Here is a 16,132-nt window from a genome sequence, read left to right as displayed (position 1 = left end):
TCAGCTTTGGGCCTTCCCGGAGCCGTTGACCTCGACTTTGTCGCCGTCGGAAATCTGGTTGTTGATATTGAGCGCCACGTGATCTCCGACCTTTATGCCTGATGCCAGTTCAACGCTGTCGCCATCGTCAGTCGCGATGGAAACATTCTTAAACGCAACCCGGCCGTCTTCGATCACCGCGACCTGAGCGCCCTTGCCCCGGAACAAAATCGCGGCAGCCGGCACAACAACGCTCTTCGACTGCGCGACCTGAAATTCGGCGCGGACGTACATGCCCGGTGAAAGCGCATAAGCCTTGTTTGGCAGAACGACCTCCACCAGCATCGTGCGCGCATGCGGGTCGACCGATCCGGTCGTGCGCACGATCTTGCCCTCATAAACGCGGCCGGAGCCGTCTGCGGTCATAACCTTCACGGGAGAGCCGATCGTAAGCCGCTCAGCCACGCCCTGAGGAACGCGCGAGAAAATACGGATTTGATCGGTTTGCTGAATAACGAAAAGCGGTGATGTATTAGCGGAGCTGCCCGCCGTCACCAGATCGCCGGGATCGATGCGGCGATCCGTGATAATACCGTCGAACGGCGCGGTCACATTTTTGAATTGCGTGAGCGTCATCAACCCATCAACCTTGGCCTGATCGACCGCCACCTGCGCAATCGCGGCATTGAGCTTCGCAAGACTGCTGTCGTTAGCGGCTTTCTTTTCTTCTCGCTCTTGATCAGAAACGACGCCCTTTGGCGAATCACGCCAGCGATCGTAACTGCTTTTCGCAAAATCGGCATCCGCTTGCCGGACCTTGGCCTCAGCTTTTGCCGCTTCCAGTTCCGCGCGCGCCGCTACCAACTGCGAATCTAGGTCAGGTGTGTCGATCGTGGCGAGCAATTGCCCCTTCTTCACCTTGTCCCCAATATCGACCTTCCAGTCTGCCAGGTAACCGTTCACGCGCGAATACAGTATCGTCCGATACCAGGACGCAGTATCGCCCGGGAGAATAAGGGATTTGAATGCTGGTCCCGACTGGGCGACAGCAACGTCGACCAGCGGAAGCATCGCGACGTTCTTTTGCGTTTCCTGCGCTAGGTTCTCAGCTTCCTGAGCCTTAATTCGGCTAACCTCGACAAAGCCGGCAGTCAATCCGAGCCCGACAACGATCGCGATCATCGTCATCCAGCGCCCTGTTGATTTCGGATAATCTTCTTTCGCGACGTCGCCGAGCCCTTCCTTCGCCGGAAAGTCCGAAGGCGCAAGTGGATCAGCCTCGCAAGGCTCCGTCTGCAGGGCGTTCACGTCAGTCTCGCTCTTCTTAAGCGTGCGCAAGGGGCATCCTCCCGTCTGCGGTTTTTCGAGAAGTGTCACGGCGCAAAAGCCGATACATCGTCGGGACAACAATGAGTGTCGCGACCGTTGCTAGCAAAAGGCCGCCGATGACCGCGCGAGCCAAAGGCGCGTTCTGCTCTCCGCCTTCGCCCACGCCCAGAGCCATCGGGATCATACCGAGGATCATCGCGCCCGCAGTCATCAAAACTGGCCGAAGTCGCGTGTAGCCCGCTTCGATTGCCGCATGCATCGGATCAATCCCAAGCGCGACCTGCTGATTAGCAAATGTCAGAACAAGAATGCCGTTTGCGGTCGTCAAACCGATACACATCAGGCTGCCCATCAGTGCCGGAACGCTGATGTGCGTTCCGGTGAGGAAGAGCATCCAGACGATGCCGGCGAGAGCAAAAGGTACCGCCAGCAAAATGATGATCGGATCGAGCCAGCTTTGAAAATTGATGACCAGCAGCAGAAACACCAGGACGACGGCGAGGCCCATGCCGCCGAACAATCCTGCAAAGCTCTGACGCATTGTTTCAATCTGTCCGCTAAGCTTCACCTTGATGCCGCTCGTCACCGGCGGGCGATCTTTCGCAAGCACCTTGTCGATCGCATCGGCTGCCGATGCGAGATCCCGGCCTTGAACGTCGGCGTCGACGTCGAACACCGGCGCAATATTCAACTGCGACACCACCATCGGCACTTTCGTTCGGCCGAACTTGGCGACATTCATCAAAAGCTGGGAATGTTTGCCGTTCGGCGCCGTAACGGGAAGCGTCCACAAATCCTTCGTTGATTTGACGCGATATGTCGGCGTTTGCACGACCAGCGGATAGCTGACGTTATTATGCGGATTGAGCCAGAAATTCGGAGAGACCTGCGCGCTGGAATTGAGCGTGACAAGCACGTCGTTTGCCAGACCATGCTGATCGAGATCGAGATCCCTCGCCTTTGTGCGATCGACGTCCACTTTGATGGCAGGCGCATCGGGCACCTGGAAGACATGCGAATCGACGATGCCCGGCACCGACTTTAAATCGTGCGCAATCTTGGATGCGAGCGCATACGCCTTATCCGCGTTCCGGCTGGAAATACGAACGTCGATCGGTGCAGGCTGCCCGAAATTCAAGACCTGATTGACGATATCAGCCGGCTGGAAAAAGAACTGAAGCTCAGGGAACATCCGCGGCAACTTACGGCGAAGTTCTGCAATATGAGCAGGTGTCGAAGTATGCTTCTCCTTCAGCGACACGAGAATTTCGCCATCCATCGGACCGACGGTAGCCGTATCGCTAAGGGCGATATTGATGCCGCTGTACGGCAGGCCGATGTTGTCGAGAATGACATCGATCTGATCGTTGCCGACGATCTTGCGGATAGCCTGCTCGACTTCGCTGAAGTCCTTCTGCGTATCCTCGATGCGCGTCCCAGGCGGTGCGCGAACATGCAGCCGCATCTGTCCGGCATCGATCTGCGGGAAGAAATCCATTCCGAGGTTCATTAACGGCAGAACGGTCGCGCCGAGCAGAACCGCGAAGAAAACTATCGTTGGAATAGGATGGTTCACGGACCACGACACAGCGTTGCGATACCTCTCGCGGAAAGCGCCGAAGCCGGTTTCGAAACCGCGATGAATTATGCTGAACGGATTGAAGCGCGACGGCTTGTGCTCTTCGCCGTGTCCTCCGCCATGCTTTCCGACCTGCGACCGCATCAAATACATGAAGAGCACGGGTACGAGCGTGAACGACAGCAACAAGCTCGCAAACAACGACAGGATCACCGACAGCGAGAGTGGCGAGAACAGATACTTGGCGGTGCCGGTCAGAAGAAAAACCGGCACGAAGACGACGCTGATCGACAGAGTTGAAAGGAGTGTCGGAATGCCGACTTCCGAGGTGCCATTGAGAATTGCCTCTTCGATCTCCTCGCCCAGTCCAACGTGACGCTCGATGTTCTCGATCACCACCGTCGCGTTGTCGACGAGAATGCCCACCGCCAGCGCGAAACCGCCGAGCGTCATGGTATTGAGCGTCTGTCCGGCGAGGCAGAGCATCAACAGCGCAGTGATGATGGACAGCGGGATCGATGCCAGAATGATGATGGTCAGCCGCCAGTTGCCGAGGAATAGCAGAATCATCAACGCTGTCAGTCCGGCTGCCATCAAGCCGCCCATCACGACGCTATTCAACGCCGCTTTGACGAAAATTGACTGATCGAAGATCGCCTTGATTGTCACGCCCTTCGGCATCATCCGCTGCAGGCCAGGCAATGCCGCTTTGACGCCGTTGATAACGTCCAGCGTTGATGTTCCACCCGTCTTTCGCACGAGCATCAGCGCACCCGGCGCGCCGTTCTGGCTGACCGAATTGGTCTGCACCTGATGTCCGTCATGCACGTGCGCGACGTCACGGACGAAGATCGTCTTTCCGTCGATCTGCTTCAGCGGAAAATTCTCGATCGTCGCGATGGCGTTGGGCGTGTTGTTCATCGCGACCGGATAGTCATTCTGGCCGACTTTCACATCGCCCGACGGAACGATGATGTTCTGCTTCGCCAGCGCATCGGAAACTTCCGCCGGCGTCAGCCCGCGCGCCTGCAGCGCATGCGGATCGAGATCGACCATGATGACGCGGATTTTGCCGCCATAGGGATAGGGAACCTGTGCGCCATGCACGACCGCAAGATTGGGTCTGAGCACCTGCTGACCGAGATCGGTCAGGCGCGAGTCGGGCAGGTATTTACTCGCGAGGCTGAGCTGAATAACCGAAACGTCCGTAGCACTATAACGGACGATGAGCGGCGGCGTGATATTGCGCGGCATGCTCTTGAGCACAGTCTGCGCGCAACTCGACAGCTGCGTAATGGCGCGGCTGACGTCGGCCCCCTCATGCAGATAGACCTTGATGACGCCGACGCCGGTATAGCTGTTGGCCTCGATCCGATCGATATCATCAACGAGCGACGCCATCTGCCGCTCGTGCTTGATGAGAATGCGGTCCTGCATTTCTTCCGCACTCATTCCGCTGTACGTCCACACGACGCTGACGACTGGAATGTTGATTTCCGGAAAAATGTCCGTCGGCATGCGCGACACCGCGCCGAACCCGAGCAGGCAAATAAGAATGATGATCGCCGCCACCGAATGCGGATGAGTTAAAGAAAATTTTGGCAGCGACATGCGTTCTATGTTCCTAGGCGGCTCATTCCGCCGTTACAGACCTTCTGCAGCCGACCGCCCCGAGCGTTGCGTTCGATGCTCGAAGTTTCTGCGGCTAATTTCGTCCGACCCGACGCTCTCTCGCTCGCACACAATCCAAGCTTCGTCGCCGTTCGATCGGTGGAAGTCTTCCCGTGTGCTGGACCTCGCCGATTGCAGAGACGCGCACTCGATTACAATCATGTCATGTTGCGACGCGCCGCACGAAATGCGCCGCGACAGCAACCTATATTCGAGCCATTATCACCGAGGGAAATTCCGGCCGTCCGCTTGCGTGGCGCACCGTCCGTGACTAAGCCTCCGTTCCCGTACGGAGTGGCGGGACGCTAGGCAGCGTAGGAAAAGAACGATGTCGCAAGTAGTGGTGACAGAAAGAACGCATGCGAATCGTATGGCTCGAATGCAAGCTGCCCCGATTTGGCTGATTGGCCCCGCCTACATCATTGCCTACGTCGTACTGGAATGGCTGAGCATCATCTCATCCACCCGGTCATTCGATATCGTGCCGTGGAGCCCTGAAATCGGCCTGACCTTCGCCGCGTTCCTTATGTTCGGAAGGCGATTCTGGCCTTACCTCTTACTTGCCGTTGCAGCCTCAGACATAATTCTGCGCCGCGATCTCCCGCTTCTTGCGCAACTTCTCTCACCGATCATCGTAGGCGGGGGATACGCGGTCGCGCTGAACTGGGTCCAGCATTCGCGATGGCAATTCGACATCCGACTCGGAACGCTGCGCGACGTTTTGCTCCTCGAGGCGACCGCGATTATCAGTTCTGCCCTCGTGGCCACCGCATCGGTAATGCTCCTTTACGCCTCAGGAGTTCTTACGGCTTCCGGAATTCCTTACAATATTTTTAGGTACGCCGTTAGCGACCTGATCGGTGTCTCGATCATCACACCCTTCATTCTTATCGTCGCAGGCACCGGCGGAATTCCGAAGCCGAATTTCGAAGCCTGCATCCAAGGATTGGCGATCGTCGCCGCGCTCGTCTTTGCATTCGGCTTCAGCAGCCTTCCCCATTTTCGGCTCTTCAACGTGATGTTCTTCCCCATCATCTGGATTGCGCTGCGCCATGGCCTGAAAGGCGCAACCTACGCCCTTGTGGTGACAGAGGTCGGGTTGATCATTGCGCTTCTGATTTCAGGACCGCAGGTTGCGGGCGTGACAACGTACCAGTCGCTGATGCTTGTGCTGGCCTTTACCGGACTGGCCATCGGCGGTCTCGTGACCGACCGTCGCCGCTTCGAACAGGACTTGCGCCTCAACCAGGATTCGGTCTCGCAGATCTTCCGCCTGGGCAGCGCCGGCGAAGTCACGACTGCCATCGCGCATGAAATCAACCAGCCTTTGACCGCCATCTCGAACTATACTCAGCTGGTGCAGGAATATCTCGTGAAGGGCGAAGGCGATCGGAAGATCGCTATCGAAGCCGCCTCGAAAGTCGCAAGCCAGGTGGATCGCACCGCAGCCGTCGTCCGCAACCTTCGCGATTTCATCAGATTGGGACGCAGGCAGATCGGCGAGCAATCTCCGCATCTTTTAATTCGAGAGGCGCTTGATCTCTTAGAACCCAACCTTCAACGGACCGGCGCCTCGGTAAAGGTCACCGTTGCACGCGATATCCGCAACGCCGCCGTTGATCGGCTGCAGATCGAGCAGGTCCTTATGAATATCATTTCCAATGCCATCGACGCGATGAGCGAAAATGATCCCTCGAAGGATCGACTGATTAGCATCAGCGCCAACAACATCGACGGCAACCGCATTGAAATCGAGGTTCGTGACAGCGGCCCCGGCTTTCCCCCGGGTTTCAATCTGAAAAAATCCGGAATTCGTTCGTCCAGCAAGAAAGACGGCCTCGGAGTTGGCCTTTCGCTCAGCCAAACGATTGTCGAAGGACACGGAGGCGAGCTCATCCTCGAAAACGAAGGCAAAGGTGCCCTCGTTCGCATTCGATTAAATTCATTCCCAAGGGGTACTGTATCATGACACTCGCATCAGCAGTCGCGATTATCGATGACGACGAACCCGTCCGAGATTCTTTGTCTCTGATGCTCAGCAATCACGGCTTCGGCGTATGCTCGTTCGCATCGGCCGAACAGTTTCTCTCTGCCTTGCAAGCGAATGAGATTCCTTCATGCGTCGTCTGCGACATCCGCATGCCCGGAATGTCCGGCCTGGAACTTCAGAAAGAACTCGCAAAAAAATGGCCCATGATTCCGCTAGTGCTCATTACCGGACACGGCGACGTCGCGATGGCGGTCGCAGCGCTAAAAGCGGGTGCCCGCGACTTCATTGAAAAGCCCTTCTCACCCGACCGCCTGATCGCAAGCATTTCGTCGGCAATTAATGAGACCGAAAATCAGCGCAACCACGACCAGGAGGCCGTCAAGCTCGCGACCCGTGTCAACGAGCTCTCGGACCGTCAACGGCAAGTGATGGATCTTGCCGTCAAGGGCCTTTCGAACAAGGAAATCGCTCTGACACTAAAAATCAGCCCACGTACCGTCGAAACATATCGCGCCTGGGTGATGGAAAAGACGGGCGCTCGCAACATCGCCGATCTCGTGCGGATTGCCGTACGCTTCGAAGAGATGTTGCTTCCGATGCGAGCAGAAAAAAATCGGCATCAGGGCAACACCGAAAGCGCCTGATCCTTACGACGCAACCGAATGCTTCAGCATGACCGGCGCCGTTTGCAACTGCAAACAACGCCGGTGATGCCCTCCGAGACAGGATCAGTCGTTGTAGCTGGAGCAATAGGTATCGGTCTCGATTTGACCGTTGTGCCACCGGCAGAACTCCTCCGGCGTCTCGTCGCGTGAACTCACCGTATGATGGGTGATATGCGTGTGCTCAGCTCTTGCGACATGCTCAGCTTCCGCTCGTTGGCAATATCGCGTTGCGATCCAACTGCCATTTATGAATTGAAAATCGCCGTCGCACCGGGCATGAGCGCTGGCAGCCGTGGCGAAACCAAGAGCAAGCAAAGAAACAGAGACTGCGAGTGAAAATTTATGCATTGCGAACACTCCATCCGGGAGTTTGAAAGTTCGGTGCTCGCAAGCCGCAAATGCATGAGCGCGAACGTAGCCACCGGCGCAATTCGATTGCGTGCAGACAAATTTAGTTTGATCGCCGATGGAGCGTTATTCCGCTCGATGCCGTCCGACAGATGACGAACGCAGACGTACATCCGCGTAAATACTGACGGCGTGTGTTCTCCGAAACATGCACGAGCAGCTGCATGTTTTCGCGCTTGGGAAGTTGACGTGTGTCTCAGCCCCTCAAAAAAGAGGCGCTGCCGAAGCAGCGCCTGGAGTGTAGAGACGGTGAGTGTCTTTACTGGAAGGGATAGTAGCGGAACGATCCGAGCACGATCATGTCATCGGTCGTCGGCGCGCCGCCATCTGTGCTATCGAAAGCCTCACGCTTGATGTACTCGGCCTGCGCACCAACAGCGGCACGCCCGAACGAGCCCTTATAGATATCCTGCCAGACGCCGCCCGTGACTTCCCAGAGGCGTTTAGTTTGCGCTTGGCACGTTCCCCCTTCGATATCGCAACCTGAGTTGTTGACGGTATCGAGGCCATAGCCGACGTCGCCATCGACCTTCTTGAAGTTCTGCTCGAGGCCGCCATAGGCATACATGGTGTCGCCCTTGAACGGATGCGCAACCAGACCCGTCAGCAATTGCACCGCAGGAATTGCGACGAAGTCTCCATCACTGTTGAAGGTGACGTCCGGCTGTTGCCCCGCGCCATAGCGGCCGATGCCGTTGCCGGCCATGAAGCTCGCCTGCAGTTCCAGCGCCTTCGGAATGATCGGCAGCGATGCTGAGGCGCCGCCACCGCCTGCAAGGATCGTGTTGTTGCTATGGTTCACGCGATCCGTAAACCCACGAACGATACCCTTGATTTCATAGTGCCCCCAGCCGGGATCGAACGCCAACTTACCGACAACGTCAGGCATGATGTCGTTGCTGTAGTTCGCCGTGCTGTTAAGCAGCGATCCGCCCGGATGGTTTGCATCGACGCCCGAAGGAGGCGAACCGGCGATTTGCGTCGACGGGCTTTCGATAGAAACGCCGGCCGCAAGCCACGGAGCAATATCCTTCACCACGCGGAACTGCGGATTTCGTGTCCAATTGAAGCCGACGACGTACTGCGCATCGATCGTCAGCGGGATGTCTTCGTTGCGCGCTTGAATTCCCTTCGTATTCGTCGTCAGCAGGCTCCACGTCTGACCAGCGAGAACGTGCCAGCCCGTCAGGTCGTTATCGTAGGCACCGTAGAAATGGCGAATGCGCGGCGTATAGCTGTTGCTCTCGTTGGAATTGGACGTCGTACCGGCAGCCAGGAAGTCCGACTCAACATACATCGACAGATGCGTGTATTGGTCGAGATCACCCGTGGCCAACGCCGAAATACGGCTTTGACGGGCGCTGAAGCGGGTCTCATGCTCATGCGCCAACGGACTATTGCCGAATGGAATTCCACCGAACGAGCTACCGACGTCCGCCGTTTCGTTGCGAGAGCGCCAGAACGTTGCGAATTCGCTGAAGCCCCCGAACTTCAATTTGATCGCACCGAGACGAATAGTGCCGTTCGGCATGACCGTCACGACTTGCTCGTCATCGGGAACGTTCGGAATTGAAAGATCCGCGGCGAAGGCACCAGTCGATGCACAAGCCGCAGTACCAAACATAGTGCAAAGAGCCAATTGCGCTCTGCCGATGCGGTAGCTCATAAGTTGAATTCTCCCCTGAAGAAACCCCCTCACCGCGCTCAGCAGCGCGGCCCCGGTTGTCGAAGCGAGCAAGACAGCAGTGTGCTGACGTGCATCCTTGTTCGATTGCCCGGTACGAGCAGGTCATCAGTGGGCGTTAACAGGCGTGTAACGATAAGACCCCGGTTGGACACCTCCGTAGAAACACTGAGGACGCCAGCGCTCGTTCAACGGCGACTGTCGGCTCGTCAAAAAATCGATTGTGGATCGGCACGCCGCGCGCTCTCCGCCTCATGCTGCGATACGCGTGAGGCACTCAGCACCCGATGCATAGAAGGCAACGATGCATGAAGATAACAATGGACGGATGCTTCCGACAGCCGGTGCGTTGGGCCCAGCGCACCCATGCCCGAACAAAGAATTTGTTGCAGGCTTGGAAATGAGCCGCACGAAAACTTGACGCTCTTTATTCATCAGGTCGGCGTCTGTCCCAACGCCAACAGAAAGCGCTATCCCGTCGGACTGATCGCACGAGCGATCATCATCTCATTCCTATCCGACCGACGCCAATCAAGCGGCTGACTAAGAAGCGCAAGGCCCAAATCCGCCGCCGTCCTGCACTTGCGAAATTCGCATCCCGATAACTTCGCAAACGCCCAATGAACGCTCGCTGACGCCCGCTCAATAAAACATCTTGCTCAAATACCGGGCACGTCATTGCAGCGCACGCAGCGTAACATTTTGATTTTGGCTAAAGTTGCTTGGTGCTCTGCGGCACGAACATGCGCATCGCAGCATCGAATATTTGTTTCTTATCACGAAAAAATATTGACGAAACGCCGCCCCCCTGCGCCACTTATGTCGCAGGGAGCAACGCTCAAATCGCAACGTTTGGGAGAGCGCGCCAACGGCCTTGCACCCGAGCAGCACTGTGAGGCGAAGGGAGAAAAAATGCAAAAAACGAATTCAGACCCTCGTATCACCGGGAAGTTCTCCGGCGATCGCATGTGGTCTCTGTCCGCGATTATCGTGCTCTGGCTTCTCTACGCATTCGTCTTTTACGAGATCAAAGATTACGCGGGCTCATCGGAAGTTGTCGGCGCGCTCCTCGTCGCGGGGGCGTTGGTCATCCTTTTCAATACCGCAGCCATCCTCGCGATGCTCTTCCACCTGAGCGAAGAGCGCGACGAGATCTACGGTCTCGACCTGCACTACCTCGACCTCAAGAAAAAATAACAAATTCGAATTGATAGGTGGAAACGTGGCCAACTCACACTACGAGCCTCCGAAGCAATCTGCCTTCGGCCAGCTCGTCGACAGTCTGTTTCTTCTCGTGCTCGTTCTCGCGGCATTGTTCACGCCGCTCTATCTGAAACTTGCCGGCGGCGGAAAGATTGATCTCCCCGTTGCCGACAAATCGACATGGGCCGGACTCGGCCAGAATGCCGTGCAACAGGCTCAATGGGAAAAGTTGGGCTTCACGCCTGACACAGCAGCCTCGCTCATCACATCGCGCTTCGACTACAGCTTCAACACCGCCGAGCTTGCCGTCACTGCCGTCGTAATCATCGGGTATTTCGTCCTGCTCTTCATTTTCTCACGGACTGAATACCGCGACGTCATCGAAGAACGCTTCGGCAAAAAGTGAGGCATCTCATGAATAGTTTCGTACTTTTGGAATACGCGGCCTGGGCTCTGTCTGCGATCCTCGGGCTATGGATGCTCTTCGATATGATCAGCACCGACAGGTCCTACGATGAAGAGCTTCTGACCTCATCCAGAGAAGGTGAAATCGACGACACGCTTGTCATTGATCCGCCGCACCAAGGGGGCCATCGATGACACAGTCTACTGCGGTTCACGGCGAGAAAATCTCTCTGCTGCGTGTGCTCGGCCCGGGCCATGTCTGGGCACTTGGCGTCGGCATCGTGTTGGTCGGCGAATACATGGGTTGGAACTTCGCCGTCGGCAAGGGCGGCATGATCGCGGCGCTTATCGCATGTTGGGTTGCCGGCTTGCTATACACCTGCGTCGCGATGATCGATTCCGAAGTGACATCGACTGTCGCAGCAGCCGGCGGGCAGTACGCCCAGGCGAAACATATCGTTGGACCGCTTATGGCGTTCAACGTCGGACTCTATCTGGTGTTTGCCTACACGATGCTCGAAGCGGCGAATGCTATTACGCTCGGGTATCTCGTGCAGACGGTCGGGACGATGGCCGGGTTTGCCGACGTGCACGATAAGCCCTTCATCGTGCTGACGATCATGTTCCTCGCATGGCTCAACTATCGCGGCGTTTACGCGACGCTGACCGTGAACTTGGTGCTGACCGCCGTGGCCTTCATCGCGATCCTGATCTTGTTTACAGCGGTGAAGCCTTGGACAAACGACCTGCTGCATCATCAGGACCTGTTGAACGGTCTTCCTTACGGCTGGCTTGGCGTCATCGCATCGCTGCATTTTGGCCTGTGGTATTACCTCGGCATCGAAGGAACCTGTCAGGCCGCAGAGGAGGTTCGCTCACCAGCGCGCTCATTGCCTCTCGGCACCATGACCGGAATCATCACGCTCCTGATCGCGGCGACGATGACGTGGTACATCTGCTCGGGCTTGATGCCGTGGGAATATCTCGGCCAAGCCGTCACGCCGTTGTTCGATGCCGCACGGCTTACAAGCTCGATGCCGCTGATGGTGCTGCTGTTCGTCGGAACCGTATTTTCGACACTCGCCTCGGCGAATGGCTGCATCAACGACGCATCCCGCGCGTGGTTCTCGATGGGGCGCGATCGCTATCTTCCGACCTGGTTTGGTGCTGTACATCCGAAGAACCGGACACCCTATCGATCGATCGTGTTCCTCGTTCCGGTAGCACTGGTGTTTGCCTACTTCGCGCCGCTCGACCAAGTCATCACGTTCTCGATCCTGTCGGGCCTACTTGGCTACACATACATGTCGCTCAACGTGATCCTGTTCCGCAGAAAATGGCCACTCGGAACGATCAAGCGGGGCTACATCCATCCCTTCCACCCATTGCCCGCGTTGGTGTTGCTGATCCTATGCTCGGCAACATATTTCGCGGTGTTCCTCGGATATGGAACCCAGCTCATCGCGATGCTCGTCTTCTTCATGGTCGCGTCGCTCTGGTTCCACTTCCACCGCTATCAATATGTGCGGCGTGGAGATCAGTTCACGATGCAATGGCCCCGACCACAGGGCTATTGAAGGTGAAAAAGGGAATGGCGGTCGGCGCCGCCATTCTCTTTCAGGCTGGAGACATTCCTTGACCTTATCTCTGACATTCGCCCTCATCGGCCTCGTGATCGTCGTCAACGTCGCGATGCGGGAGCACCGAAGGATTATCGCGGCCCGACGCCCGCTGCTGGACGGTTGTGCTGCAGCGCTATCCGAAGCGAAGATCACACACGGCGGCGACGGCTTCCCGACGCTTGAAGGACTTCACCGCGGACACTATCTCCGCGCCGAGCTGGTCCCCGATACGATGACCATTCGTCGATTGCCTCAGTTGTGGCTGAAATTGACGCGGATCGAACCCCGCCCGCATTTTCCGGAATTTTCATTGCTCATTCGACCTTGCGGCACCGAATTCTATTCGCTGACGGCTGCGCATGCCGTCGTCCTCGATCCACCGACCGGCATCGCCGCTGAAATTCTCGCAAAGGGCAGCGCTCACGCGTCGCAAAACTCGCTCGACGGTTCCGCGCCTGCGCTTCGGCGCATTTTCGCCGATCCTCGGATGAAAGAAGCAGCAGTGACAGCCCGGGGACTTCGCCTCGTCTGGCAGGCCGCCGAAGGCGCACGCGGCGAACATCTGCTCTTTCGCCAATGCCGCTTTGACAGCTCCGGCGTCGATCCCAAGATCTTCGAGAGCCTCCTCTCAGCTCTGGGCGATCTCAGTTCTTCGTTAGACACACCAGATGAGGCGCAGGCCGCATGATTGCTGCGATCGAGCGTCGACCGCTTAACCCCTATCTTGTGTTGGCTCTTGCGATCCTAGCACCAGGCGCCGGTCACGTTGCGATCGGCGAACCGCAACGAGGACTGCGCTTTGCCTTCTTCACGATGCTGCTCGCGGCTCTGACGTGGCATTTCTCGACGCCGGCCCAATCATTCGTCGGTCGCGCGGCGGCGGGACTTTTCGTCTGGGCTTTGTCGATCCCCGACGCCTACAAGCTTGCGCGAATAAGAAGTGAAATCTGGAAGACGAAGAGCAAGCTAGAGCTTTAATCAAAGGCAACGACGCAGGTTTCTTTATCTCTACCCAAAAACAGCGCGGCCGAAAAATCTCCGGCCGCGCTCCAAGTACCTTGGCATCCGAGGGAAGCGCCGAGCGATTTTCGTTACGGTTTCAGCGTGAAAACTGTAATCGTCGGGTTGCCGCCCTCGATGGCGGGCGCCAACTGATGATAATAGCCGCCCACAAAACCTGAGACGACGCCGACGTATTGTTTGCCGCCGACCGCGTAACTTACAACGCCGCCTGCAGCAGGTCCGCCGAGATCGTGCTTGAACAGGACTTTGCCGTCCTTGGCGTCGAAGGCCAGGAAATCACCGGTCAACTCGCCAACAAAAACCAGATCGCCACCTGTCGCGGCAACGCTGGCGATCACCGGCTTCGCAGATTGATACTGCCAGAGCTTTTTGCCCGTCGCATCGTCGAAGGCACCGACCCAGCCTCGCGCTTTGTCCCAAGGCTCAAACTCGAACTTTCCGCCGAAGAACTGACCTTGCTTGTTTTGGCCTTTGGGACTCGGCGCCTCCTTATCCGGAACGATGTGGTTGCACCAGTCGGTCGCGGGCATGAACAAGGCATGCAGACGTGGACTATAGGCGCCGCCATTCCATTCATGGCCACCAAGAAGACCCGGACAAACGCGTCCAAGTTCGGGCTTCAAGTCACCCTCGGCATTCTCGCGCGTGGTGAACGGCACACTGTAGACAATCGTGCGCGTGTCGCGATCCAACCCGCGCAGCAGACCATCCTTGCCGTTGAGAGCCAGGAGCGTGTGCGCCTTGCCATCAATGTTCGTCGTGAAAACCGGCGACGCGTGACTTAGATCGTAGTCACGCACGTCATGCGGGACGGCCTGATAATACCAGGCAAGCTTGCCGGTGTGGACATCCAACGCAACGACCGAGCCGGTATAGAGATTGTCGCCCGGACGATGCCGATCGAAGAAGTCCGGCGCCGGGTTACCGACGGGTACATAAAGCCAGCCCTTCTCGACATCCAGCGACATCGGAGTCCAGAGATTGCCGCCACCGTGCTTCAATATGCTTGGATCCGGTCCCCACGTTTCGGCACCGGGTTCGCCCGGATCCGGCACATTGTTGAATTTCCAAACTTGCTCGCCATCGCTCAGCTTGAACGCACCGACCCAGCCCTTGCTGGCAAATTCCGAACCTGCAGGACCGATGAGTACGAGGTCGTCATAAATCAGCGGAGGCATGCTGAAGAAATAGCCGTCGGTCGGTTTGACGACCTGCCTGACCCAGACTTCCTTGCCGGTTTCTGCGTCTAACGCGATGAGATAGCCATCCGCCGTGCCGCGCACGATCTTGCCGTCTTTGATCGCAGCACCACGCTGCGTGACGAATGTTTCGTGATCCCGCGGCTTCCACTGATACTGCCAGATTGGCTTGCAAGTCGCACCATCGAGCGCCACCGTGTAGTGTGCCGTCGTTGCGAAGATGACGCCATTATACACGATGGGCGCAGTCTGCGCGGGCATCTTCTCAGGGAAGCGGTAGCTGCAGACCTGAGCCAAGTCCGCGGCATTTTTCGTATTGATCTGACCGAGCGGCGAATACCGATGGCCGCGATAGTCATGGTCGGCATAGAGCCAATTGGCTCCGTCATTCTCCGCATTGTTCAGCTGTTCTTGCGTTGGACCGGCAGCGTAGGCGGAACCGATCATCAGATACAGACCGCAAACGCTACTTAAGAAAACGGCTTTGGCGCTCATTAGACCTCCATGAGGGTTGCCAATCGCCCGCAGTCGCGCGCCGCGACGGCGAACGTTATTTAAATGTTGGTACTGCTGACTTGATCCGGCCGGTTATTCCCGTTTCCAGGCCACGGCTCATTATTCGATAGCCGCGTGTCTCATCGCGTCTTCAGGTCCATCTGCGTATTGTTCGGCAGATACTGCCCGCGATGTGCAGCCGATCGCCCTCATCTTGGAATGAGTGATTGACGTCACATTGTTGGTTCGTCGATTTTTGGGATATTGTCTCCAATCTGAAGCTTCCTCCAATTGCGCGCATCGAATAAGCCGGATTTCGACCCTATCGACAGCACGCAACGCTTAACGATGGACCTCTTAGCGATGATCGTTTCTCCATGACAAGTACGCACAAAAAAGTAAGGTCCCTTACCCGCCGCAATACCGTTGCCCCAACAGATAATGCTTCGCGCACTGCCGAAGATGCGCTGAGGGCGATTGATGGCCGGTGGAAGCTGCGCATCCTTTTCAACCTCAACGCCACTCCCGTGATGCGCTTCTCGGAACTCGAACGCGCAATTCCCGAGGTCACCCAGAAGATGCTCGCTCAACAGTTGCGGGAACTCGAGCGCGACGGTCTGGTCGCGCGAACGATTCATCAGGAAGTCCCGCCTAAGGTCGAATACGCACTGACGCAGTGGGGACAAGATCTTTGCCCGGCGCTGGACGCCTTGAGAGCGTGGGCTTCACTCGGAAGTCGGCCCGCAACAAAGTGAAACGGACGATCGCCTCGGCGAGACCTATTGCAAAGGATGTCTTTAGGTTGCCTCCAACATGTCCAACCTGCCGAGGTCTAAACTCTGGGCCGATAGCCATTGTCTCAATGATCTCATGAAGGGTC

At 57.0% G+C, this 16,132-nt stretch carries 13 protein-coding genes; 9 read left to right on the top strand and 4 right to left on the bottom strand.

Annotated features, from left to right (window positions below):
* Entirely contained in the window at window positions 1–1,317 is a 1,317-nt protein-coding gene (locus tag HYP802_RS0110070) for an efflux RND transporter periplasmic adaptor subunit (protein ID WP_013947148.1), read from the bottom strand.
* A complete protein-coding gene (locus tag HYP802_RS0110065) occupies window positions 1,304–4,498 on the bottom strand; it encodes an efflux RND transporter permease subunit (RefSeq protein WP_013947147.1) in 3,195 nt (1,064 codons plus the stop codon). Before HYP802_RS0110065 ends, HYP802_RS0110070 begins: the two co-directional genes overlap by 14 nt.
* 430 nt (window positions 4,499–4,928) lie before the next feature.
* Between HYP802_RS0110065 and HYP802_RS0110060 the strand changes: the two genes are divergently transcribed.
* Both HYP802_RS0110060 and HYP802_RS0110055 read left to right on the top strand, forming a co-directional pair.
* Window positions 4,929–6,527 carry an MASE1 domain-containing protein gene (locus tag HYP802_RS0110060; RefSeq protein WP_244420990.1) on the top strand — a complete coding sequence of 533 codons (1,599 nt, stop codon included), beginning with the start codon at window positions 4,929–4,931 and terminating at the stop codon, window positions 6,525–6,527.
* Window positions 6,524–7,192, top strand: coding sequence for a response regulator (locus HYP802_RS0110055; RefSeq protein WP_013947145.1), 669 nt, complete (start codon window positions 6,524–6,526; stop codon window positions 7,190–7,192). The genes HYP802_RS0110060 and HYP802_RS0110055 overlap by 4 nt, the downstream gene beginning before the upstream one ends.
* Before the next feature lie 688 nt (window positions 7,193–7,880).
* On the opposite strand, the gene HYP802_RS0110045 is transcribed toward HYP802_RS0110055, so the two are convergent.
* Entirely contained in the window at window positions 7,881–9,287 is a 1,407-nt protein-coding gene (locus HYP802_RS0110045; protein WP_013947143.1) for a hypothetical protein, read from the bottom strand.
* A gap of 930 nt (window positions 9,288–10,217) precedes the next feature.
* Here HYP802_RS0110045 and HYP802_RS0110030 point away from each other — a divergent pair.
* Genes HYP802_RS0110030 through HYP802_RS0110005 form a run of 6 tightly spaced genes read left to right on the top strand, consistent with a single transcriptional unit; the run spans window position 10,218 to window position 13,513 of the window.
* Entirely contained in the window at window positions 10,218–10,502 is a 285-nt protein-coding gene (locus HYP802_RS0110030) for a hypothetical protein (RefSeq protein ID WP_013947140.1), read from the top strand.
* A 25-nt stretch (window positions 10,503–10,527) separates the two neighbouring features.
* Window positions 10,528–10,914, top strand: coding sequence for a hypothetical protein (locus HYP802_RS0110025; RefSeq protein ID WP_013947139.1), 387 nt, complete (start codon window positions 10,528–10,530; stop codon window positions 10,912–10,914).
* A gap of 8 nt (window positions 10,915–10,922) precedes the next feature.
* Complete coding sequence (locus HYP802_RS0110020) at window positions 10,923–11,108, top strand: hypothetical protein (RefSeq protein ID WP_024275664.1); 186 nt, start codon at window positions 10,923–10,925, stop codon at window positions 11,106–11,108.
* On the top strand, window positions 11,105–12,490 hold the full coding sequence (locus tag HYP802_RS0110015) for an APC family permease (RefSeq protein ID WP_013947137.1): 1,386 nt from the start codon (window positions 11,105–11,107) through the stop codon (window positions 12,488–12,490). Before HYP802_RS0110020 ends, HYP802_RS0110015 begins: the two co-directional genes overlap by 4 nt.
* Window positions 12,491–12,548: 58 nt before the next feature.
* The gene (locus HYP802_RS0110010; protein WP_013947136.1) at window positions 12,549–13,223 is read left to right on the top strand and encodes a hypothetical protein; all 675 of its coding nucleotides are present in this window, start codon (window positions 12,549–12,551) and stop codon (window positions 13,221–13,223) included.
* Window positions 13,220–13,513 (top strand): hypothetical protein, encoded by a 294-nt coding sequence (locus HYP802_RS0110005; protein ID WP_013947135.1) that lies wholly within the window; start codon window positions 13,220–13,222, stop codon window positions 13,511–13,513. The genes HYP802_RS0110010 and HYP802_RS0110005 overlap by 4 nt, the downstream gene beginning before the upstream one ends.
* A gap of 113 nt (window positions 13,514–13,626) precedes the next feature.
* Here the strand turns inward: HYP802_RS0110005 and HYP802_RS0110000 are convergent, their stop codons facing one another.
* On the bottom strand, window positions 13,627–15,252 hold the full coding sequence (locus HYP802_RS0110000) for a PQQ-binding-like beta-propeller repeat protein (RefSeq protein WP_024275663.1): 1,626 nt from the start codon (window positions 15,250–15,252) through the stop codon (window positions 13,627–13,629).
* 377 nt (window positions 15,253–15,629) lie between these two features.
* Between HYP802_RS0110000 and HYP802_RS23215 the strand changes: the two genes are divergently transcribed.
* Complete coding sequence (locus HYP802_RS23215) at window positions 15,630–16,007, top strand: helix-turn-helix domain-containing protein (protein WP_013947133.1); 378 nt, start codon at window positions 15,630–15,632, stop codon at window positions 16,005–16,007.
* Window positions 16,008–16,132 lie beyond the last annotated feature (125 nt).

Source organism: Hyphomicrobium sp. 802, from assembly GCF_000526135.1.
Taxonomy (GTDB): Bacteria; Pseudomonadota; Alphaproteobacteria; order Rhizobiales; family Hyphomicrobiaceae; genus Hyphomicrobium_B.
This window is presented reverse-complemented; position numbering and strand designations above follow the sequence as displayed.